Origin of the sequence: Streptomyces thermovulgaris, from assembly GCF_002155915.1 — a bacterium.
In the GTDB taxonomy this organism is placed as follows: Bacteria; Actinomycetota; Actinomycetes; order Streptomycetales; family Streptomycetaceae; genus Streptomyces; species Streptomyces thermovulgaris.
In genome coordinates this window covers 1-18,837 of record NZ_MUME01000321.1, presented here as the reverse complement: position 1 = coordinate 18,837, position 18,837 = coordinate 1, and the positions used below count along the sequence as shown (strand labels likewise).

The 18,837-nt window shown below is 72.2% G+C and carries 14 protein-coding genes; 6 read left to right on the top strand and 8 right to left on the bottom strand.

Going from position 1 to position 18,837, the window contains the following annotated elements:
• From CCN35_RS22445 to CCN35_RS22435, 3 genes are all read right to left on the bottom strand, one after another.
• On the bottom strand, nucleotides 1–1,064 hold a 1,064-nt coding region (locus CCN35_RS22445), incomplete at its 3' end, for an SDR family oxidoreductase (RefSeq protein WP_086794090.1).
• Nucleotides 1,065–1,090: 26 nt separating this feature from the next.
• Entirely contained in the window at nucleotides 1,091–2,746 is a 1,656-nt protein-coding gene (locus CCN35_RS22440) for a nucleotidyltransferase domain-containing protein (protein ID WP_067399388.1), read from the bottom strand.
• 17 nt (nucleotides 2,747–2,763) lie between these two features.
• Nucleotides 2,764–5,547, bottom strand: a complete 2,784-nt coding sequence (locus CCN35_RS22435) for a phosphoenolpyruvate synthase (RefSeq protein WP_281254816.1) — start codon at nucleotides 5,545–5,547, stop codon at nucleotides 2,764–2,766.
• A gap of 238 nt (nucleotides 5,548–5,785) precedes the next feature.
• On the opposite strand from CCN35_RS22435, the gene CCN35_RS22430 reads away from it, so the two are divergent.
• From CCN35_RS22430 to CCN35_RS22420, 3 genes are all read left to right on the top strand, one after another.
• Nucleotides 5,786–7,018, top strand: a complete 1,233-nt coding sequence (locus CCN35_RS22430; RefSeq protein WP_067399391.1) for an aminotransferase class V-fold PLP-dependent enzyme — start codon at nucleotides 5,786–5,788, stop codon at nucleotides 7,016–7,018.
• A 405-nt stretch (nucleotides 7,019–7,423) separates the two neighbouring features.
• Complete coding sequence (locus CCN35_RS22425) at nucleotides 7,424–7,804, top strand: DUF2511 domain-containing protein (protein ID WP_067399394.1); 381 nt, start codon at nucleotides 7,424–7,426, stop codon at nucleotides 7,802–7,804.
• Between the two features lie 646 nt (nucleotides 7,805–8,450).
• Complete coding sequence (locus CCN35_RS22420; protein ID WP_067399439.1) at nucleotides 8,451–9,104, top strand: dienelactone hydrolase family protein; 654 nt, start codon at nucleotides 8,451–8,453, stop codon at nucleotides 9,102–9,104.
• Between the two features lie 107 nt (nucleotides 9,105–9,211).
• Here CCN35_RS22420 and CCN35_RS22415 read toward each other — a convergent pair whose 3' ends face one another.
• Nucleotides 9,212–9,976, bottom strand: a complete 765-nt coding sequence (locus CCN35_RS22415) for a class F sortase (RefSeq protein WP_067399398.1) — start codon at nucleotides 9,974–9,976, stop codon at nucleotides 9,212–9,214.
• Between the two features lie 132 nt (nucleotides 9,977–10,108).
• Nucleotides 10,109–10,822, bottom strand: coding sequence for a hypothetical protein (locus CCN35_RS28460; protein WP_107501081.1), 714 nt, complete (start codon nucleotides 10,820–10,822; stop codon nucleotides 10,109–10,111).
• A gap of 1,031 nt (nucleotides 10,823–11,853) precedes the next feature.
• Here CCN35_RS28460 and CCN35_RS22400 point away from each other — a divergent pair.
• Both CCN35_RS22400 and CCN35_RS22395 read left to right on the top strand, forming a co-directional pair.
• On the top strand, nucleotides 11,854–12,069 hold the full coding sequence (locus CCN35_RS22400) for an antitoxin (RefSeq protein WP_067399405.1): 216 nt from the start codon (nucleotides 11,854–11,856) through the stop codon (nucleotides 12,067–12,069).
• 162 nt (nucleotides 12,070–12,231) lie between these two features.
• Nucleotides 12,232–12,858 (top strand): restriction endonuclease subunit S domain-containing protein, encoded by a 627-nt coding sequence (locus CCN35_RS22395; protein WP_067399408.1) that lies wholly within the window; start codon nucleotides 12,232–12,234, stop codon nucleotides 12,856–12,858.
• Nucleotides 12,859–13,199: 341 nt separating this feature from the next.
• Here the strand turns inward: CCN35_RS22395 and CCN35_RS22390 are convergent, their stop codons facing one another.
• A complete protein-coding gene (locus tag CCN35_RS22390; protein ID WP_086794084.1) occupies nucleotides 13,200–15,305 on the bottom strand; it encodes a SpoIIE family protein phosphatase in 2,106 nt (701 codons plus the stop codon).
• A gap of 370 nt (nucleotides 15,306–15,675) precedes the next feature.
• Here CCN35_RS22390 and CCN35_RS22385 point away from each other — a divergent pair, with 370 nt between their 5' ends.
• Nucleotides 15,676–15,894: a hypothetical protein gene (locus CCN35_RS22385; RefSeq protein ID WP_067399411.1), complete on the top strand. Its 219-nt coding sequence runs from the start codon at nucleotides 15,676–15,678 to the stop codon at nucleotides 15,892–15,894.
• A 230-nt stretch (nucleotides 15,895–16,124) separates the two neighbouring features.
• Here the strand turns inward: CCN35_RS22385 and CCN35_RS29685 are convergent, their stop codons facing one another.
• A complete protein-coding gene (locus tag CCN35_RS29685; protein ID WP_236561288.1) occupies nucleotides 16,125–16,919 on the bottom strand; it encodes a serine hydrolase in 795 nt (264 codons plus the stop codon).
• A 447-nt stretch (nucleotides 16,920–17,366) separates the two neighbouring features.
• Complete coding sequence (locus CCN35_RS22375) at nucleotides 17,367–18,380, bottom strand: ion transporter (RefSeq protein ID WP_067399418.1); 1,014 nt, start codon at nucleotides 18,378–18,380, stop codon at nucleotides 17,367–17,369.
• Nucleotides 18,381–18,837 lie beyond the last annotated feature (457 nt).

The window sequence follows — 18,837 nt, the reverse complement described above, 5'->3', positions numbered from 1 at the left end:
CGGGCGGGCGGCTCCCCGGGCGGGGGCGTGCCGAGGTAGCCGGTCCGCAGGCAGTGGTCGAGGAGGCGGCGCAGGTAGGTGCGTCCGCGTGCGGAGGGCCGGCGGCGGCCGAAGGCGGCGGCCTGGGTGTCGTCGAAGCGGACGCGCCGGCGGAAGTAGGTGTCGTAGAGGGCGATGACGCGGTCGTAGTAGGGGCGTTCGCGGTCGGGCAGGGCCGATGCGGAGAACACGGACGGGGGGACGAACCGCGGCACCTTGAAGGACGGGTAGGTGGCGAGGACGTCGGAGAAGTCCCGCAGGGTCAGTTCGTGGCCGACGGCGTGCAGGGTGCGGCCCTCGGCGTCGGCGAAGCGGAGGGCGGCCTCGGCGACCAGGTCGGCGACGTGGTCGACCGGGACCAGGTCGAGCACGGCGTCGTAGTGGCCGGGGGCGCTGCGCACCAGGCCCCTGGTGAAGGCCTTGAGCACCGGGTAGATGGTCCTGAAGTCGCGGATGCGGCCGGTACGGGCGGCGCCGGTGACGATGCTGGGGCGGACCACGGCGACCGGCAGGCCCTCCGCGGCGGCCTTGTGGACCAGGGTCTCCGCGGTCAGTTTGCTGCGTTCGTAGCCGTTGCCGAGGGGCTGGCCCACGTCGAGTTCGTCCTCGTGGGCGATGCCGTCGCGTTCTCCGCAGATGTAGGCGGTGCTGACGTGCACGAGCGGGGTGCGGCCGGCGAGGGCGAGGGCGAGGACGTGCCGGGTGCCGAGGACGTTGATGCTCCGGTAGTGCTCCTTGGGCAGTCCGAAGTCGGTGACGGCGGCGCAGTGCACGATCAGGTCGGCGGTCTTGACCAGGTGCCGGTCGCCGTCGGTGAGTCCGAGGCCGGGGCGGGTGATGTCGCCGGCGACCGGGACGAGGGTGCCGGGGCCGGGGGCGAGTGCTGTGCCGTCGTTGCGGACGAGGCCGGTCCTGTGGTGCAGCAGGGCCAGCACGGTGTGGCCCGCGGCGGTGAGCCGGGCGGTCGTCTCCGCGCCCACCAGGCCGCTGGCTCCGGTGACCAGCACCGTCATCGTGTCGGTCATCGGTCGGTCCTCCCGGGGGCTGGGGGTCATCGGCTCTGGTGGGGCCGGGTGCCGTGGCCGGCGAGCAGGTCGCGGGCCTCCTCGATGGGCAGTTGGGCGTTCAGGTGGGCTCCGATGCGCAGCCAGTCGTGGCCGAGTTCCAAGGTGGCCCGCCAGTCGTCGGCGGAGTCGAAGCAGAGGGGGAAGGCGTCGGCGCCCGCGGTGTCGCGCACCAGGGTGATGAAGGCGCGCAGGTCGGCGAGGGCGGTCTCGCCGCGTTCGGGCGAGTCGATGGGGCGGCGCAGCAGTTCCCCGGCGCGGACGCGGATCGGCTCGGTGGCCGCCGGCAGCAGGTCCATCCGGTGCACGAGGTCGCAGTCGGCGGGCAGCGGGTGGACGCCGTGGGCGCTGAACAGGCCGCGCAGCGCGGCGTGCACGGCGCGGCGGGCGGTGAGTTCGGCGACCGGCCACTGGTGCTGCCGCAGGGCGCCGGTGAGGTCCTCGACGGCATTCTCGACGACGACATTGGACCACACCAGGGCCATGGTGGCGGCGGCGAACCGGTCGGCGGGCAGCGGCATCAGGTCGATGGCGTCGGGGCCGCTGACGGCCGCGCCGGCCACCGACAGCAGCGGCTGCGCGGTGGAGGGCGGCGGGGCGACGGGGCCGGGCGGTGCGGCGAGCGGCAGCGACGCGGTGACGGTGCCTCCGCCCTTCCAGGCCAGCCGGATCAGTCCGTAGCGCCAGAACGCGGCCAGCAGCGGGCCGGGGTCGGTGCCCGCGGCGTGCTCGGCGGCGGTGAGCGTGTCGGGCAGCGAGCGGCCCGGGACGAGGCTGCGCCAGACGGCTCCGGCGCGGTCGCCGAGTGCGAACACCTCGCGGCGCCGGCGGATGACGTGGATCCTCTCGCCGGTCTGCCAGGTGGTCACGCCGGCGGCGCGTTCGACGGTGAGGCGTCCGGGGTCGGCGGTCACGCCGGTCAGGCCGAGGCCGGTGGCGAAGGCGAGGCAGGCCGTCAGGTGGGCGCGGGCGGCGTCGGGGTCGCCGGGGGCGGGGGTCGCACAGCGCAGTTCCTCGTACCGGTCGCGCACGTCGGGCCGGCCGGCGCGGTCCAGTTGCAGGGGCAGCCACTTGGGTTCGAGGTAGGTCTCGCCCCGGCCGGCCGCCCATGCCTTGACGGTCTGGACGAGTGCGGCGCGGTTCCAGTCGACGGCCTCGTCGGCGAGGCCGAGGCCGAGCAGCGCCAGGGCGTGCCGCAGGCACTGGCGGGCCCGGTGGGCCCACCAGTCGGCGGCGATGCGGGAGAACCGCTCGCGGGGCATGAGTGCCTTGACCTCGTCGACCAGGGCGTGGCCGCGCAGCGGGTGGCTGTGCAGCAGCCGCTGGCAGCGGTTGAGCAGGTCCTCGTCGAGCCGTCCGGGGCGTGCGGCCTGCTTCTCCAGGGTGCGGAACTGCTCGGCCAGCTGGCGTCTCGAGCGGGTGCGGATCTCCACGCGGCGGCCGTCGACGAAGAGCAGCGACGGCATGGTCGGCAGTTCCTCGTCGCCCGGGGTGATGAGCAGGAAGTCGACGTCGGAGGAGGGGTTGCCGAACCCCTCCGCTATGGAGCCTTCGAGCACCACGGCGAAGTCCGCTGCTGGAGGCGGCAGTTCGGCGAGGGACTTGTCGAGCAGGCGGTGCAGTCGGTCCTCGGTGAGGATCACGGATGTCTCTCCGTCCTTCAGCTGTCCGGGTGCCCGGCCGGCCCGCCGGCGGTGTCGTCGGCCGGAGGGTCGGCGAGTACGGTGACCGTTCCCGCGGCGCCGTCCACGCGCAGCAGGGTGCCGGTGCGGATCTCGGTGGTGGCGTTCCTGACCTGGACCACGGTCGGGATGCCCAGCTCCCGTGCCACGACGGCCACATGGGTCAGGGGGCTGCCGCGTTCGACGAGTACGGCGGCGGCCGAGGACAGCGCGGGCACCCAGCCGGGGTCGGTGCGGTAGGCGACCAGGATGCCGCCGCCGATCTCGCGCGGGGTGTCGGTGACCACCGCGGGTCCTTCGGCGATCCCGGGGCAGCAGGGGGTGCCGCGCAGTTCGCGGACTCCGCTGCGGGCGGCGGGGCCGCTGCTCCAGCCGGCCCGTTCCAGGTTGCCCGACCAGTAGGGGGCGCCGCGGGTGGTGAAGCGGGACGGGGCGTGCAGGGCGGCGTCGGCGGCGAGCTGCCTGCGGCGCAGGGCGGCCAGGTGTCTCAGCTCGGTGTGGGCGATGCGGCCCTCGTAGGCGCCGTGCACCTCCTCCAGCCTGAGCATGAACACATCGCTCCAGGAGTCGATGGCCCCGGCGCGGGCCAGGTCGCGGCCCATCGCGCGCAGCATGCGCTTGGCCGCGCCGAAGGCGCGGGTGCGGCAGAACCTCAGCCGTTCGCGGTCGGTGAGCGCGGCCCGCGCCTTGCGGCGCACCCGCTCGTACACCCAGCGGCGGGGGCCGCGCAGCCGCTGGTCGAGGTAGGCGTCGGCCTCCTTGCCCCGTCCGCCGGGGGTGTCCCTGCCGGTGTCCCGCAGGGCCTCGCGCAGCAGGGTGAACAGCCCGGCCGGGTTCTCCCGCAGGTCGGGCACCTCCAGCTTGAGTTCGTCGGGGCTGCGGTAGCCGTAGGCGGCGACATACGCGTCGACGGCGGCCAGGACGTCGGTGTGGCCGGCCTCGCACAGCGCCCGGCGGGCGTCGGCGTCGTCGGTGCGCTCCAGCAGGCGCCGCACCTCGTCGTCGGCCCGTATCCGGGCCGCCAGGCCGGCCAGGGCCCGGGCCGGTTCGGCGGACTCGACGGGGCCGTCGGGTGCGGCGGCGGCCCAGGTGAGCCACTCGGGGGCGTCCGGCAGCCATCTGCGGGTCAGGAGCGCCAGGATGCCGACGGAGAGCAGGACCGTGGCGTCCAGGACCTGCATCGGTCCCCATTTCTCGATGAGTTCCCTCTGCAGCCTGCGGAAACGCCGATGGGTCTCGTCGCCGGGCAGTGCGTCGTAGTCGACGTTGTCGAATACCTCGTAGGCCCGGTAGAAATCCCGGTGGAAGACCTCCATGGATTTCCGGACGGTCAGAAACCTTCTGGTGAAGATCACCGTCCGGGAGAGGCGGGAGAACCAGCCGCGCAGCCCGGTTTGCGGGGTGAAAGGGTGAAGGGCGTCGGCGCACTCGTCGGAAATGCTCTCCGAGACGCCCAGCGCCTTCTCCAGTACACGGCGGTTCAGCGGGTACAGCGGCGCCAGGCGCACCATGCGGTACCAGTGGTACAGGTTGTAGTAGACCCGCCCGTGGAAGTAGCCGAGCAGGTACGGGGTCCACTCCTGGACCTCGCGCAGCCGGTCGCCCCTGACCCCCAGGGCGCGGGCGTAGCTCTCGTACACCTTGGCGTAGGTGTCGGCGGCGAAGGTGTAGGTGAGGGGGGAGACGACGCCGCCGAAGCTCTCGATGATGTTGGAGTTGTCCCACAGCCGCTCCTCCCCCTCGGGCTCCCGGTGTCCCGGTGCGGTGCCCAAGGGGCGGCCGAGGGCGGTGACGGGCCGGCTCTGCAGGATCCACAGGGTGCCGTCCGCGATCGCCCACTCGATGTCCTGCGGGGTGCCGTGGTGCGCCGTGATGCGCAGGCCGGCCCGGTGCAGCCGGGTGAGGTCCTCGGTGGTCAGGCACAGGGTCCCGCGGTCCTCGGGGGCGACCGGTGACACCGTGCAGCCGGGGCCGGTGCCGGCGTCGTAACGTTCCTTCTTCTCGCCGATCACGGTGCTCAGCACCTCGCCGGTGGCGGCGTCCAGGACCACGGTGTCGGCGTCGACCGCGCCGGAGACCAGCCCCTCCCCCAGCCCGTGGACGGCGCTGACCACATGGCGGTCGTCGCGGCCGGTGGCCGGATCGGCCGTGAACAGGACGCCGCTGCGCTCGGCGGGCACCATGCGCTGCAGGACGACCGCGACGCCGCCGGTGTCCGGCGGCAGCCGGTGCCGCGCGCGGTAGTGCAGGGACCGTTCGGAGAATCCCGAGGCCCAGCAGCGGCGGACGTGGGCGACGACCTGGTCGAGTCCGCGGACGTTGAGGAAGCTGTCGAACTGGCCGGCGAACGAGTGCTCCGTGCCGTCCTCCTGCGCGCCGGACGAGCGGACGGCCACCGGGCCGCCGCCGACCTGCGCATAGGCCAGGGCGATGGCCTCGGTGACGCGCTCGCCGAGGGGGGCCGTCCCGATCAGTGCGGCGATCTCGGCGGCGATCTCGGCGGCGGTCTCGCAAAGCCCGCGTCCGCCGTCGCCCTGGCCGCCGGCCGGCAGGGCGGCCAGGGCCGCCAGGCGCTCGTCCAGTCCGCTGCCGCGGGCGAATTCCGCGAAGACGTCCAGGCCGATCACCGACCAGCTCGGCACGTGAAAACCGGCTGCGGTCAGCGCATGCAGATTCCTGCCCTTTCCACCGGCTAATTCGGCGATTTCGGACACATCGCTGGCGGATGTGAGGATACGGAGACGGTGGCGGCCGGACCCCACGGTGAGCGACAACTGGTTTCCCCTCCGGAGATTCCCTTCGGATCACACAGAGAGGTATCACGACGAGGTCGGCGGAAACGCCTGCCTTGGCCTTTCCGCGTCTTTCCCTGAATGTTTTCGGCCATGGTTCAGAAATGGACGATCGGCCCGGTCCGGGCCATGTGTACGATCAGCAATTATTGAGCGCGCAACGAACCGCGCGACAAGGCACTGCGAACCGCGACGCACAAGGAGCCCTGTGAGCGAGACCGAGGTCGTCACCGCACCGCGCCCGCTGCTGCTGGAGGACGGCCGGCCCGCCGCCGCGGCCTGGTCGCTCGACCCCGGCCTGCTGCATCTCAACCACGGCTCCTTCGGCGCCGTTCCGCTGGTCGCACAGCACCGGCAGAACGAACTGCGGGCCGAGATGGAGCGCGCCCCCGTCGTCTGGTTTCCGCATCTGCCCGCCCGGATCGCCGCCGCGCGCGCCGCGATCGCGGACCATCTGCGGGTCGGCGCCGAGGACCTGGCCCTCGTGCCGAACGCGAGCGCGGGCGCCAGCACGGTGTACGCCGCCCTGGCCGCGCGTCCCGGCGGGGACGTGGTCGTCACCGATCACGGGTACGGCGCCGTCACCATGGGGGCGCAGCGGCTCGCCCGCCGCTGGGGCGGCCGGGTGCGCACGGCCCGGGTGCCGCTCGCGGCCGACGCGGACGAGGCCCATGAGGCGGTGATGGCCGAGGTGGACGAACGGTGCGCGCTCGTGGTGCTGGACCAGATCACCTCGGCCACCGCCCGCAGACTGCCGGTGGAGCGGGTCGGGGCCGAGCTGGCACGGCGCGGCGTCACGCTGCTGGTGGACGGCGCGCACGCTCCCGGACTTCTTGCCGCTCCGCTCCAGAACCTGGTCTGCGACGCCTGGGTGGGCAACCTCCACAAGTGGGGCTGCGCGCCTCGTGGCACGGCGGCGCTGGTGGCCCGCGGCCCGTTGCGCGAGGACCTCCATCCGCTGATCGACTCGTGGAACGCCGCGGAACCCTTTCCGTACCGCTTCGACCAGCAGGGCACCCTGGACGCCACCGGTCCCCTGGCGGCACCCACGGCCCTGGACTTCGTCGAACGCACCTGGGGCTGGGAGACGGCCCGCCGCTACATGGACGAACTCGCCGACTACGGCGCCCGTGTGATCGGCGCCGCGTTCGCCGGCTCGGCAGGGGCGGAGGAGAGCGTCGACGTCGGGATGCCCGTGCCGGGCATGCGGCTGGTCCGTCTTCCCGAGGGCCTGGGAACCACCCGTCCGGCGGCGGACGCACTGCGCGACCGGGCCGCCGCCGAGCTGGGGGTGGAGGCGGCCTTCACCAGCTTCGACGGGGTCGGCTACCTCCGTCTGTCGGCCCATGTCTACAACACGCCCGCCGACTACGAGCGCTTCGCCGAGTCCTGTGTGCCCGTGCTGCAGAAGTGGGCGCGCCAGGCCCGCACACGCCCCTAGAGGAGCGTCGTTCGGATCGTGCCGGCGCGGGGCTGCGCAGCCCCGCGCCGGCACGCGTCCTTGTCGGGCCGTCGTCGCTCTCCCCGGCCGTCGCCGGTCTTCCGCGGGGACCGCCGGAGCAGGGGGTGGCGGAGCCCCCGGAGCACGGTGCGACATGTGGCCGGTTTCATGCCCCTGACAATGCCGCGATGCCGGGCGGACGAGGAACACTCCGGCACCAGCCGCCCCTGGCGCCCCTCCTGTGCCTCCGGTCACACCCCCGTGGCGCATATCCGCCCCTGAGGTGCACACATCGCAACGGTCAGTCACGATCCCATCACGGGATCAGCACAACCTCTGGCCACGGTGATCACAGCCCGGATGATGTCGGTTACCATCCGTACCATCGCTCCCCTGGGGTGAACCATGCGTATCCGCGCCACTGCTGCCGCGGCCGCCGTTTCCAGTGTTCTTGCTCTGACCGCCTGCTCCGGCAGTGCGACCGCCGACGGCGGTTCCGCCGACGGCGGCTCCTCCGTCGGCACTGCCGCGAAGACCACGGAGCCGGCCGGCCACATATCCGAACGCACCATCAAGCCGTGGCCGTTCACCGTCGCCTCCGGCACGCTCGCCTGCAGCGGTCAGGCCGTCACCTTCACCATCCCCGAAGGGACCTACGGTCTCAACGACGCAGCTCAGGCAAGGCATCCCGCGCCCGACCCGATCTGGGCCGAGGACCCCGACAACCCGGGCAGCAAGATCCCCCTCACCGAAGTGATCGACGAGGGCCTGAAGCTCTGCAAGTGACCCCGGCGGCCCAAGGGCTGCCGGAAAGGCCGGCAACGAAGGCACTGAGCACAGGCGATCCCTGACTCAGCGGCGAACCGCCCCCACCCCGAGGGCGGTGGCCGCCGCTGCCGGCGCGGCGGCGGCCGAAACGAAGAGGATCCGGCTCCGGCAGTGCCGCATCCGCCTCCTTCCCCCCCCACCCCGGCCTCCACCCGCGTTCTCCGCGGACTCCTGCCGCATCCGGGCAGGCGCCGGCCGCGAGTGCTCCGCCCCGCGCACCGCCCCGGCACAGTGCGGATGCCCGTCCGCCGCCCGGTCATGGGGCCGCCGGACGGACCGCGCCACGAGGGCGGCCCCGCGGGGAAGGACGTCCGCTCCTGCGGCACGACGAGATCACCGGGACCACCGGAAGGCCGTCAAAAGCGTGCGGGCGCTCGCCGGCCGCCGGACGGGAGGATCCGGCCGGCCGCGTGTCCCGGGCCGGCACGCGGCGCCCGGCGCCGGTGGGGGTGGCGGTCCGTGAATGTTCCGGGGACCTGTCGCCTCGTCCGCGAGGGGTCGTGCGGATCGACCGGATTCCCGTCCGCCGGGCGGGTACCCGGCCAGAGGTCCGGGACGCGACGGACCTTCGAACCCTCACGACCGGAGAGAGCAGGTGATCCCCATGATCTCCGAGATGGTGTCGGTGCCCGCCGACCGCCTCACATTGTCGGGCGACTTCGTGGTTCCCGATGCGTCCCGGGCAACCGTGCTGTTCGTGCATGGTGTGCACACGTCCCGCCACACCCCCGCCACGCAGTCCGTCGCCGCCGAGCTGCACAGGGCCGGGTTCGGCACACTGGCCATGGATCTGTTCAGCGAGACCGAGGGCCGGCGGCCCGAGGCGATGGGCGAGCTGCGTGTCGACATCGACATGCTGGGCCGCCGTCTGATCGCCGCGGTCGACTGGCTGAAGGCGCAGCCGGACACCCGGACACTGCCCGTGATTCTCTTCGCCGCCGGGGCCGAGGCCGCCGTCGCCCTGATCGCGGCGGCGGCATTGCCGGAGGAGGTGTCGGCGGTGGTCCTGTGGGACGGACAGCCCGAGCCGGCCGACGCGGCCCTGGAGCGGGTCCGTGTGCCGGTGCTGTTCGTGGAGGGCGGTGAGGACCCCGAGGATCTCCGCTCGAGCCGGCGGACCGCCGAACGGATCGCGGGCCCGCACGCGGTGCGCGAGGTCCGGGGAGCCTCCCACCGGCTTCAGAGGCCGGGTGCGCTCGACCAGGCCGCCGCGGTGATCGAGGAGTGGTTCACCGAGGTCCGCCGGCCGGCTCCGTGACGCCGCCCCTTCCGGCTCCGGCCGGAGGAGCCGGGAGACGCCCCGGAAGCAGGTCCGGCCACCGAAGGGGACGTCCCTGCCTCGTCACGGCGCACGGGCCGGCGGGATCAGGAGGAGGTGCTCGAGTCGAGGTGGGCGAAGACGACCACGTTGGCCCGGTAGTCCCGGTTCTTGTAGTCGTAGGTGCCACCGCAGGTGATCAGGCGCAGCTCGGGGGTCGGGGCGTCGGCGTAGACCAGGTCGTCGGGGAAGTCCGCCTTGCTGAACATCTCCACGGAGTCGACCTTGAAACGTGCGACGGTGCCGTCGGCCCGCTCGATGTCCACAAAGTCTCCGGGCTCGAGCTGACTCAGACCGGCGAACACCGCAGGGCCGGTCTTGGTGTCGAGATGGCCGACGACGATCGCCGAGCCGCGCTCACCGGGAGAGGCCCCGTGCTGGTACCAGCCGACCAGGTTGGTGTCGTCCGGCGGCGGCGGGGCGAGGTGTCCGTCCTTGTCGAGGGACAGTTTGGTGAACGGCGCGTCCACGGCGATGTCCGGGATCGAGATCCGGGTCGGCTCCGACCGGGGCAGCGCCCCGTCGTCGGCGTCGTCGGCGTCGGTGTCCGCCGTGTCGGTGTCGGAGGCGCCGGCACTGGTGCTCGCGCTCGGCGCGGCCGGTGCTGCCGGTGCGGCCGGCGCGGGTCGGTGGGAGGCGACCGCCGCGGGGGGCGGATACCTCAGGGGCGTCATGGAGTTGTCGACGGACTGGTGGATGAGCACAAGGCCCAGCCCGACCATTGCCGCGGGCAGCAGCAGGCGGAGCCGACGGCGGCGCCTTGCGGAGCCGGTCTCGTGCTGCGGCGTCTGAGGCGGAAGCGGGGAAGCCATGGACGGTGCCTTTCGGTCACGAGGTGGCGCCGATGACGCCCGACGGTTCAAAGGCCGCTGTCGCGGCCTGCGTCGTTCTCCGCCGGAGTGGACGCAGACCGCGACAGCACAGTGACGAACAGCAGTGGCAGGTCAGGCCGCGGAGCCCGACGTCTGACGACGCCGGAGCATGTACGCGCCGGCGCCCAGGCCGCCAAGCACCAGGACGCTCCCCAGGGCCAGGGTGTCCGGCGACTGCGCCAGACCGCCGCCACCGGCGTGGACACCACCGTGCGGCTTGTGGCCCTTCCAGTGGTGGCCGCCCTTGCGGTCGTGGTCGCCCTTGTCGCCGTAGCCCTTGTCGCCCTTGCCGCCGTAGTCCTTGTCGTCCTTGTCGCCGTAGTCGTCGGACTCCTTGCCCTTGCCCTTGCCGTAACCGTTGTCGTCGCCGTTGTCGTAACCGTTGTCGTCGCCGTTGTTCTTGCTGCTGCCTCCGTCGGCGACCGTCATGGCCAGGGCTCCGCCACCGGCGTGGACACCACCGTGCGGCTTGTCACCCTTCTTGTGGTGGCCGCCCTTGCGGTCGTGGTCGCCCTTGTCGCCGTAGCCCTTGTCGCCCTTGTTGCCGTAGTCCTTGTCGTCCTTGTCGCCGTAGTCCTTGTCGCCGTAGTCCTTGCCGTCCTTGCCGCCGTAGTCCTTGTCGTCCTTGCCGTTGTCGGAGTCGTCGCCCCGGGCGTCACTGACCAGGGACGCCTTGGCCTGCGAGGACGACAGTGCGGCCACATCCACGGCGCACGCCACGGGCGCGGAGAGCGCTACGGAGGCGGCCACCACCGCGGAGGTGAGCAGAGTACGGGTGATACGCATGGGTGTTCCTTCCGTCGCGACTACGAGAGCCGGCCCAACGCCCACTCAATCGGGAATCGCAGGTGCGACGTGATCACCTTCAGCGGATTTCTGACGGGCCACCACCGGAGCGCTGCATTCGGATGACGATGCTTCACCCGATACATCCGCGTGGGCGAACAGCGGGGCGTATTGGAGGGCGAACAGCGTGGCGATGACGGCCGGACGGAAGCGGAGGCCGTAACGAACGGCCTGTCAGGAAAAACGCGGAACGGCCCTGGTCGGCCGGTTCTCTCCCCCTGTTCCGCGGCTTCCGGGCGAGGGGACGTACGCCTGACCGGTCCGGGATTTCCCCCGTGCGGCCCATCGGCGGGGGCACCGCCCCTGGTGGAGGGGGCGTCAGCAGCGGAAGCGCGCCGTGAGACCTCCTCGCCGGGGCGCCGGCAGCCGGTCGGAGGGACTCGGGTGTCGCCCGGTCGGGGCCGGGGCCCGTCGCCGTGCGGTGCTCTGCTCCGGGCGGGTGGCGGTTTCGAAAAGCCGTCCGAAGTCACGGGGAGTCAGCTGCCGGCGCCGGGGGCGCCCCGGCCGCCTCACCGGGGCGTGACTCCGCCTTCCGGGGTCCGCCCTGCACGAGGCTCTGCTCGCGGTGCCCTGCCCGCGGTGTGCTGCCCGCGGTGTCCTGTCGGTCTCGCACGCGGCTGTCCGCCCGGCGGGGTCGGCACCGCCTCGCCCCGGGACTCCTCCGTGCCGGGCCCGTCGAGGGAACCCCGCCGAGGGTTTCCCTTCCGCGAGCGGACCGAGAAAGGTGCCGCACCGGCCGTGTCTCCCGCTTTCGGGCCGCAAGGCCAACTCCCTTTTTCTTCAAGGAACTTGCGCTGACCGGATGCTCAAGTCCGGTACTGCGCCGAGCTGCTCGGCCGTCCTGTCTCCGGCTCGGCGGGGGCGGGGAACGCGTCCGCAGCCGGACGGAACGACTCACCGGGGTCCGCCGGTCACCGTGAGATCATGCTGCCGGCCGCCCCCGCTTCTCTCGACCAGATCAAGGAGGCCTGATGTTCGACAAGTTGAAGGATCTCAAGAACCTCTCCCAGCTCAAGAGCAAGGTGGAGGACATCGCCGGGGCCCACGGCGAGAAAATCTCCGAAGGACTGGAGAAGGTCGGCGACTTCATCGACGACAGGACGGGCGGAAAGCACAGCCGCACCATCGACACCGCGGTCGACAAGGCGCAGGACCTGATCGAGAAGCTGGGCGACAAAAAGTCCTGAGACCCGCACCATGGGGTGGAGACGAACAACTGGTTCGTCCCGTCCGTAGTATCTCAGTATCTCTGCGCGCGTATTCCTGCGCAGGGTCACTGTGCGACCAGTGCTCCCGTCGCGCCGTCATCAGCCGTTGAGTCATCAGCCATTGAGAAGGGGGCCAAGGCCATGCCCGAGAGTACGACGGTCACTGATCTGGCATCGCAGTACGCCGCTCAAGTGGCCGGCGACCTGGAGCAGAACCTGAAGGAGCAGGAACGCATCAGTGCCGAAATCGAGTCGTTGCAGAACCAGTTGGCCGCGCTGAAGCGCGACCACGACGTGCTGGTGAACATGCGGCAGGCGCTCGACACGGCGGCGGCCGGCACGAGCGATGTCCCGGTGCCCGCACCCCGCAGGAAGACCACAGCCAAGTCCGGCTCTGCCAAACGGAGTTCGGGCAAGGAGAGCAAGGCCGGCAAGAAGTCCCCGGCCAAGAAGTCCTCCACGAAGAAGTCCTCGGCCAAGACGTCCGCCCGGAAGACGAACCGGCCCACCCTGGTCGAACTCGTCCGCGGCCACCTCGGTGAGCAGCACGAGCCGCGCTCCGCGGCGGAGGTCGCCACCGCCCTGGGCCAGGCCCACCCCGACCGCCGCATCAGCACCACCGTCGTACGGACCGCGCTCGAAAGTCTGGTGGCCAAGGGCCAGGCACAGCGCACCAAGCAGGGCACGTCGGTGTTCTACACGGCCTCCGACGCTCCGGAGCCGGCACCGGTGCAGGCGCAGGCACAGCCGGAGCCCGCCGACGGCTGAAGCCGTCGCCTCGTCCCGGCCGCATGAGTGACCCAGGCGGTCGTCGCCCGTGGGGAACGTGCCGACGCATCCGCCGCCGCCCCTGCGATGGCGTATGCGTCGGCGACCGGCCCGCACCGTCCGTCGGTGTGCCGAGGCATGCCGAACTCGACCGCGGCAGTGCGTCCTTGCAGTGTCTCGGCAGCGTCCCGCCGGTGCCTTCCCGCGTCTTCCCGATGTCTTGGCGGCGTCCTGGCGGCATCGGTGGTGCCGCGGTGACACGGCTGCGGTGCTCACCGCGCCCGGTCCACGACGCTCACCGCACACACGTCATGACGGCCACCGCGCACACGTCATGCCGCTCACCGCATACGGGCCATGAGAAGGGCGACGTCGTCGGGTTCGTCGGGGTGGCGCAGCTGCTGCAGGAGGTGGTCGCAGGTCTCCTCCAGAGGACCCGGGGGACCTGCGAGGAGCCGGAGCAGAAGGTCCAGTCGCTCCTCCAGGGAGCTGCTGCGGGTTTCGACGAGGCCGTCGGTGTAGAGCAGGAGGCCGTCCCCCGGCCCGATCCGCAACTGGGCGGTCCGTGGGGAGATGTGGCCCACCCCGAGGGGTGCTCCGGTGGGGACGTCGAGGAACCGCGGGGCGCCGCCGGCGGGGAGCAGCACCGGCGGCAGGTGCCCGGCGGCGGCGATGCGGCAGTCGGCGCGGTGCGGGTCGTACACGGCATAGGTGCAGGTGGCGAACTGCTGCTCCAGGTCAACGGTGATGCGGTCGAGGTGGTGCAGGAGTTCGGCGGGGTCCATGTCGAGTGCGGCCAGGGTGCGGGTGGCCGTGCGCAGCTGGCCCATGGTGGTGGCCGCGGCGGTACCGCTGCCCATGACGTCTCCGATGACCAGGGCCGTCTTGTCGTCGGGCAGGGCGATGACGTCGTACCAGTCGCCGCCGATGCCGGAGATGGACGAGGCGGGCTGGTAGCGGCAGGCGGTGTCCACGCCCGGACGGTACGGGGGCTTCTGGGGCAGAAGGCTGCGCTGGAGGTTCTCGGCGGCCTGACGCTGGTTCTGGTAGTAGCGGGCGTGGTCGATGCTGATGGCCGCGCGGGCGGCGAGATCCAGGGCCAGCACGGCGTCGTCGTCGGTGAACGGCGCCGGGTTGCGGCCGCGTGCGAGGGCCAGGGCGCCCAGCACATGGCCGCGCGAGACGAGCGGGACGGCCAGACAGGAGTGTGCTCCGGCCCGGTTGAGGACGGCGGCGGCGTGCTCCGGGGCGACGGCGGCCAGTTCCTCGCCGGTGAGATGCGGGGCGAGGGCCGGCCGGCCGGTGGTCATGCACTGGGTGACCAGGTGGTCGGGGGCGTACCGGGCGATGTGTCCGACGGGGAAGGAGAAGGTCGGAACGCCGTAGGCGGTGAGCGCCAGTGTGCGGATGGCGGCCGTGCCGCTGGGCTCCCAGCTCCGGTCGTTGCCCCGCAGCACGGCGTCCAGCAGATCGACGGCGGCCACGTCGGCCAGCTCCGGCACACAGCTCTCGGCCAGCTCGCCGGCGGTGGTCTCCACGTCGAGGGTGGTGCCGATGCGTGCCGAGGCGTCGGCGATCAGGGTCAGGCGTCGCCGTGCCGTGGCGGCCTCGGCGGACGCGCGGTACTGCTCGGTGACGTCCACGAGTTCGACGGCGAGTCCGAGCACCTGGCCGGCACTGTCCTCGAGCCGGTAGTAGGAGACCGACCAGGCGTGGTCGCGGCCGCTCGGATCGGCGGGGGTGGGGGCCACGGCGAACTGGTCCAGCAGCGGCTCGCCGCTGTCCAGGACACGGCGCATCGCCTCCTCGATCGGAGTGGGATCCATGAAGTCCAGCACCTCGCGGACGGTCCGGCCGACCTGCTGATGCTCCGGCCTGCCGTTGATGCGCGCCAGCGTGGGATTGACCACCAGATACCGCAGGTCGGTGTCCACGATCCCCAGTCCGATCGGGGACTGGGCGAACAGACGCGCGGTGAGCGCCAGGTCACGCTCCGCGCGTTTCAGGGCAGCGTGGTCGACGGCGATGCCCAGGGCGTAGAAGGCCCCGTCCTCGCCCTCCAGCCGTACGTTGCGGAACTCCACCAGCCGGGTGCTGCCGTCCTTGTGCCGGACGGGAAAGGCTCCCGCCCAGCTCGTGCCCTCCTCCATCACCTGGGCGAACAGCTCCGCGACCTGCTTCCATTGCCGCTCGTCGACCATCAGCCTGGCCGCGTACTGCCCCAGGGCCTCGTGGGCTCGGTAGCCGAAGATCTGCTGCGCCTGCGGGCTCCAGAACACCACGCGTCCGCGCGCGTCCAGGACGATCGCGGAGACACTGAGCAGGTCCAGCAGCCCGCCCGACGGGGCCGGCTCCTCGTGTCCGGCACGCTGCCGGGAGGCTTCGCCAGATCCCACTGCCGACGCCTCCTCTCGAGTCGTCGCCGGTCCCTGCCCTCCCCTCCCCATGGTCCCTCACACGGCCCCGGTCGGCAGTGCGCGGATCCGGCGCCGCTCATGAGCGGCTCGTTCGTCGGACCGGCATGACGTGCGGGCGCTCCGCGTCCCGGTTCGTCCATTGCGGCGGTCGCCGTCCGGGCGGCGGGGTACCCGGTCCCATGCGGCGGTCGGCGGCGAGGTGTCGAAGTGTCGCAGGGCGCGGAGAGGAGATGCCGTCGCCGGACGTGACCGGGACGTCACCAGGTGTCGCCGGATGCCGTCGCGCGACCGTGGGTGCCATGCGGAAGGCACGGTGCGCCGGCCCCGGCGCGCAGGAGGGCGGTCACCCTCCGTGCACCGCCCGTACCGGATCAGCACCCCGTGATCGAAGGAGAAGGACATGCCCATCGACACCGTCGAGCGCTTCCTGGCCGCCCTCGACCCGCGCCACCGGGAGCAGGTCCAGGGGCTGCCGCGCACGGAGCGGGAAAGGCTCGCCGAGGCCTGGGAGACGGAGCTGCGGCAGGACACCGATCTCGACACGCTCAGCGAGTTGTCCCCCGCCGCGGCCGAGTGCGAAGCGGCGGCGCGGGTCGCGCGGAAGCTCCTCGAGAGGTGAGGGACGCCTCCCGGTCGAGCCCCTCCCCCGTCCCGTGAATCCCGTGAAACGCCGCCGTGGGCGCGCCGTCGTGGAAGGCCCGGAAGGGGTGCGCCCGGTTCGGCGACCGGGTTCCCGCCGTTCTGCCCGTGCGGCTCCGCCGGCGCAGGCCGGGACGGCGGCCGTGCCCGGACGGCGGTGCGCCCGGCAGCAGGCGTACCGCGTGCTCGGCCGGCGGCGGGCACGCGCGGTCAGCGCCGGGCCGCCGCCACCGCCCGGCGTGCCGTCCGCTCCACCAGGGAGACTCCGTCACGCATCGACGCACTGCCGTCCGACAGGACGGCGACGAGGCAGGGGCGTCCGTCCACGGTGATCCGTCCGATGCTGTTGACGTCCCAGAGGCCGGACGTGGTGCGCTGCAACCAGCCGTTCTTCAGCGCCCCCTCGGTGTCGGAGGCCGCCGAGACGCCCCACGCCTGGTCCTTGGCGACGCGGCTCATCAACGACTGGATGTAGGCGCGGGACTGCGCGTTCAGCGGCGACGAGTGGGCCCTCGACATCCCGGCCGGAGCGAACACGGCCCGCAGCAGCCGTATTTGGTCGCTTGCCGTGGTCTGCGTCAGTCCCCACTTCCCGCCGGGGCCGCCCTTCGTCGAGACGAGCCCCAGGCGCCTGTTGGCCGCCTCCAGCCCCGGCGCCCGGCCGATCTTCCGCCACAGCACGCTCGTCGCCTCGTTGTCGCTGGTGCGGATCATCGGTTCGGCGAGCGCGCGTTCCCGGGCGGTGAGCTGCCGGCCCTCGTCCTGCGCCTGGAGCAGCAGTGCCGCGAGGATGTCGACCTTGACGATGCTCGCGGTGTCGTACAGGTCGTCCCGGCCGTACAGCACCGGCTCGCGGCCCGCTTCGTCCAGGCCGAGCACCGCCGCCGTGACGCGTGCCTTGGAGCGGGGCTGGACCACGGCACCGATCTGGTCCTGCTCCGCCGGTGCGGCGACCGCGGGTGACGCGCCGGCGGAGAACAGGGCTGCCGCCGAGGCCAGAAGCACAGCGGCACAGGCACCGGCGCGCCGGAAACGGCTGGAGGCGGCGGTCCTGGAGGGCGATGAGGACGGCGGGTACGACACGGGCAGGCCTCGGGAAAGGATCGACAAAAAGGGAACCGAGAGGCGAAGGTAGACAAAAAGCACGCCTGTTGACGTGGCGCCCGTCACTTCGGGCGGCTTTCGCCCCGGATTGTGAGAAGAGCCACAGACCGCCCCCGCCACTACCCCCTCGAAACGGCCGTGGTGTCCGGCCGTGCGCCCCGGCTCGACGCTACGGGACCGTCCCGGTGCGTCGCGGCCGGGGCCGGGGCGGGCCGGTGCCGGCCGCCGGAACGGAGGCGGTTCGGTCTGCGATGTGTCCGTCGCTCCGTCACATCGCCTTTCTCGTCGCTGTGTCGGCCGATGCCGGCCGGCACCTTTCCGCGTGGGCGGCATGGATCCGCCGCAGTCTCATCGGCGTCGCTTGGAGGTCCGCCGCCCTGCGGACCGCCGCCGGCCGGCGGACCGTCGCCGTCTGCGAGCGGTGCCGGACACCGGGCGGCCGACGACCGCCGGAACGGCAAGTGCCGCCCGTCCGGCCTGCGGTGGCGCCGTCCGGGCGAGGTCGCGTTCGAGTTCGTCCAGGGCGCCGCGAAGTGCCGTGATCCGCTCCAGGAGGAGTTTCCGGTCGTCCGCGGCGACGGCGGGAGCGGCCCGTTCGGCCGGCTTGTCCTTCTCCATCTCCCGGGCCTCGTCCAGGGAGGTGATGACGACACCGACGAGGACGTTGACCAGGACGAAGGAGCCCAGCAGGACGTAGGAGGCGTAGTAGAGCAGGCTCCAGCGCGACACCTCCAGCCCGCTGTGCACCGCGTTGCCGACACCGTCCAGGGTCATCAGCAGGAAGAGGGTCAGGGCGGCGCGGCCGATGGAGCCGTAGTGCTCGGGGTCGTGACGGCCGAAGAAGACCCAGCCGATCATGGCGTACACGTACAGCAGCAGGGCGCCGACCACGAGGAAGCTCAGGGTGCCGGGCAGACTGCGGACGATGGCGACCAGCACGATGCGCACCTGCGGCAAAAAGCGGGCGGTGCGCAGCACACGCGCCAGCCGCAGCAGTCGCAGCACCGTGGTGTTCTCGCGGACGAAGGGCAGGAAGGCGCACAGGATCACGATCAGGTCGAAGACGTTCCAGGCGTCCTTGAGAAAGCCGCGGGGGCGGTCGGCGTGCGCGGCCAGCCGTATCAGGATCTCGGCGGTGAACGCGACCAGGCATGCCTGTTCGGCCAGCAGTAATCCCCGGTGCCACCGGGCCGCCAGACCGGAGTACGTCTCCAGGCCCAGCAGCGCGGCATTGAGCACGATCAGGGCGAAGACGGCGAGGGCGAACCAGCGGGATTCGGTGACGGCCCGGCAGCGGCGTGCCAGTTCTCCGCGGAAGGACCGGAATGCGATGTCGGGGATGTGGTCGTGCTGTTCCGGCATCTAGTGCCCTTGCTCCTTCTTCTGCGGCGACTGGCCCGTCCGTCCGGGCCTGGGAGACGGGCCGTCGGGGTCCGCCTCCTTCAGAGATTTCTACAGCACTGTAGATCTCACCGACCGCTCAGCCTCTCCCTTGCAAGCGAATGATCGTTTCATGCGCTTTCTTGAGGCATGAGGGGATGAGAGAGGCGTGGAACCCGGTGCACCCCGCTGCCGGTAATGCGGCACATCTCCGGCCACGTGCGGCAAGGGAGCGAGCAGGAGCGAAGGAGCACTTGAGGGAAACGCTCGTGCGAGGAGCGGCCGCAGCCGGAAGGGCGGGTGGCGCCGGTGCTGCCCGCGGGTTCGGCCCCGTGCTCGGGCACCGTCGCGGCAACACACCTTCGGCACGGCCCCGTTCGTCTTCTGTCCGCCCTCTGCCGCCTTCTGCGGCGCCCTCCGGCCGGACACGCACGGGGCC

Bases quoted from the DNA above. Each gene is read 5' to 3' on its own strand.
- CCN35_RS22425 (WP_067399394.1), top strand. From the start codon at position 7,424: ATGCGTATCCGCGCCACTGCTGCCGCGGCCGCCGTTTCCAGTGTTCTT.
- CCN35_RS22420 (WP_067399439.1), top strand. From the start codon at position 8,451: ATGATCTCCGAGATGGTGTCGGTGCCCGCCGACCGCCTCACATTGTCG.
- CCN35_RS22415 (WP_067399398.1), bottom strand. From the start codon at position 9,976: ATGGCTTCCCCGCTTCCGCCTCAGACGCCGCAGCACGAGACCGGCTCC.
- CCN35_RS28460 (WP_107501081.1), bottom strand. From the start codon at position 10,822: ATGCGTATCACCCGTACTCTGCTCACCTCCGCGGTGGTGGCCGCCTCC.
- CCN35_RS22400 (WP_067399405.1), top strand. From the start codon at position 11,854: ATGTTCGACAAGTTGAAGGATCTCAAGAACCTCTCCCAGCTCAAGAGC.
- CCN35_RS22395 (WP_067399408.1), top strand. From the start codon at position 12,232: ATGCCCGAGAGTACGACGGTCACTGATCTGGCATCGCAGTACGCCGCT.
- CCN35_RS22390 (WP_086794084.1), bottom strand. From the start codon at position 15,305: ATGGGGAGGGGAGGGCAGGGACCGGCGACGACTCGAGAGGAGGCGTCG.
- CCN35_RS22385 (WP_067399411.1), top strand. From the start codon at position 15,676: ATGCCCATCGACACCGTCGAGCGCTTCCTGGCCGCCCTCGACCCGCGC.
- CCN35_RS22375 (WP_067399418.1), bottom strand. From the start codon at position 18,380: ATGCCGGAACAGCACGACCACATCCCCGACATCGCATTCCGGTCCTTC.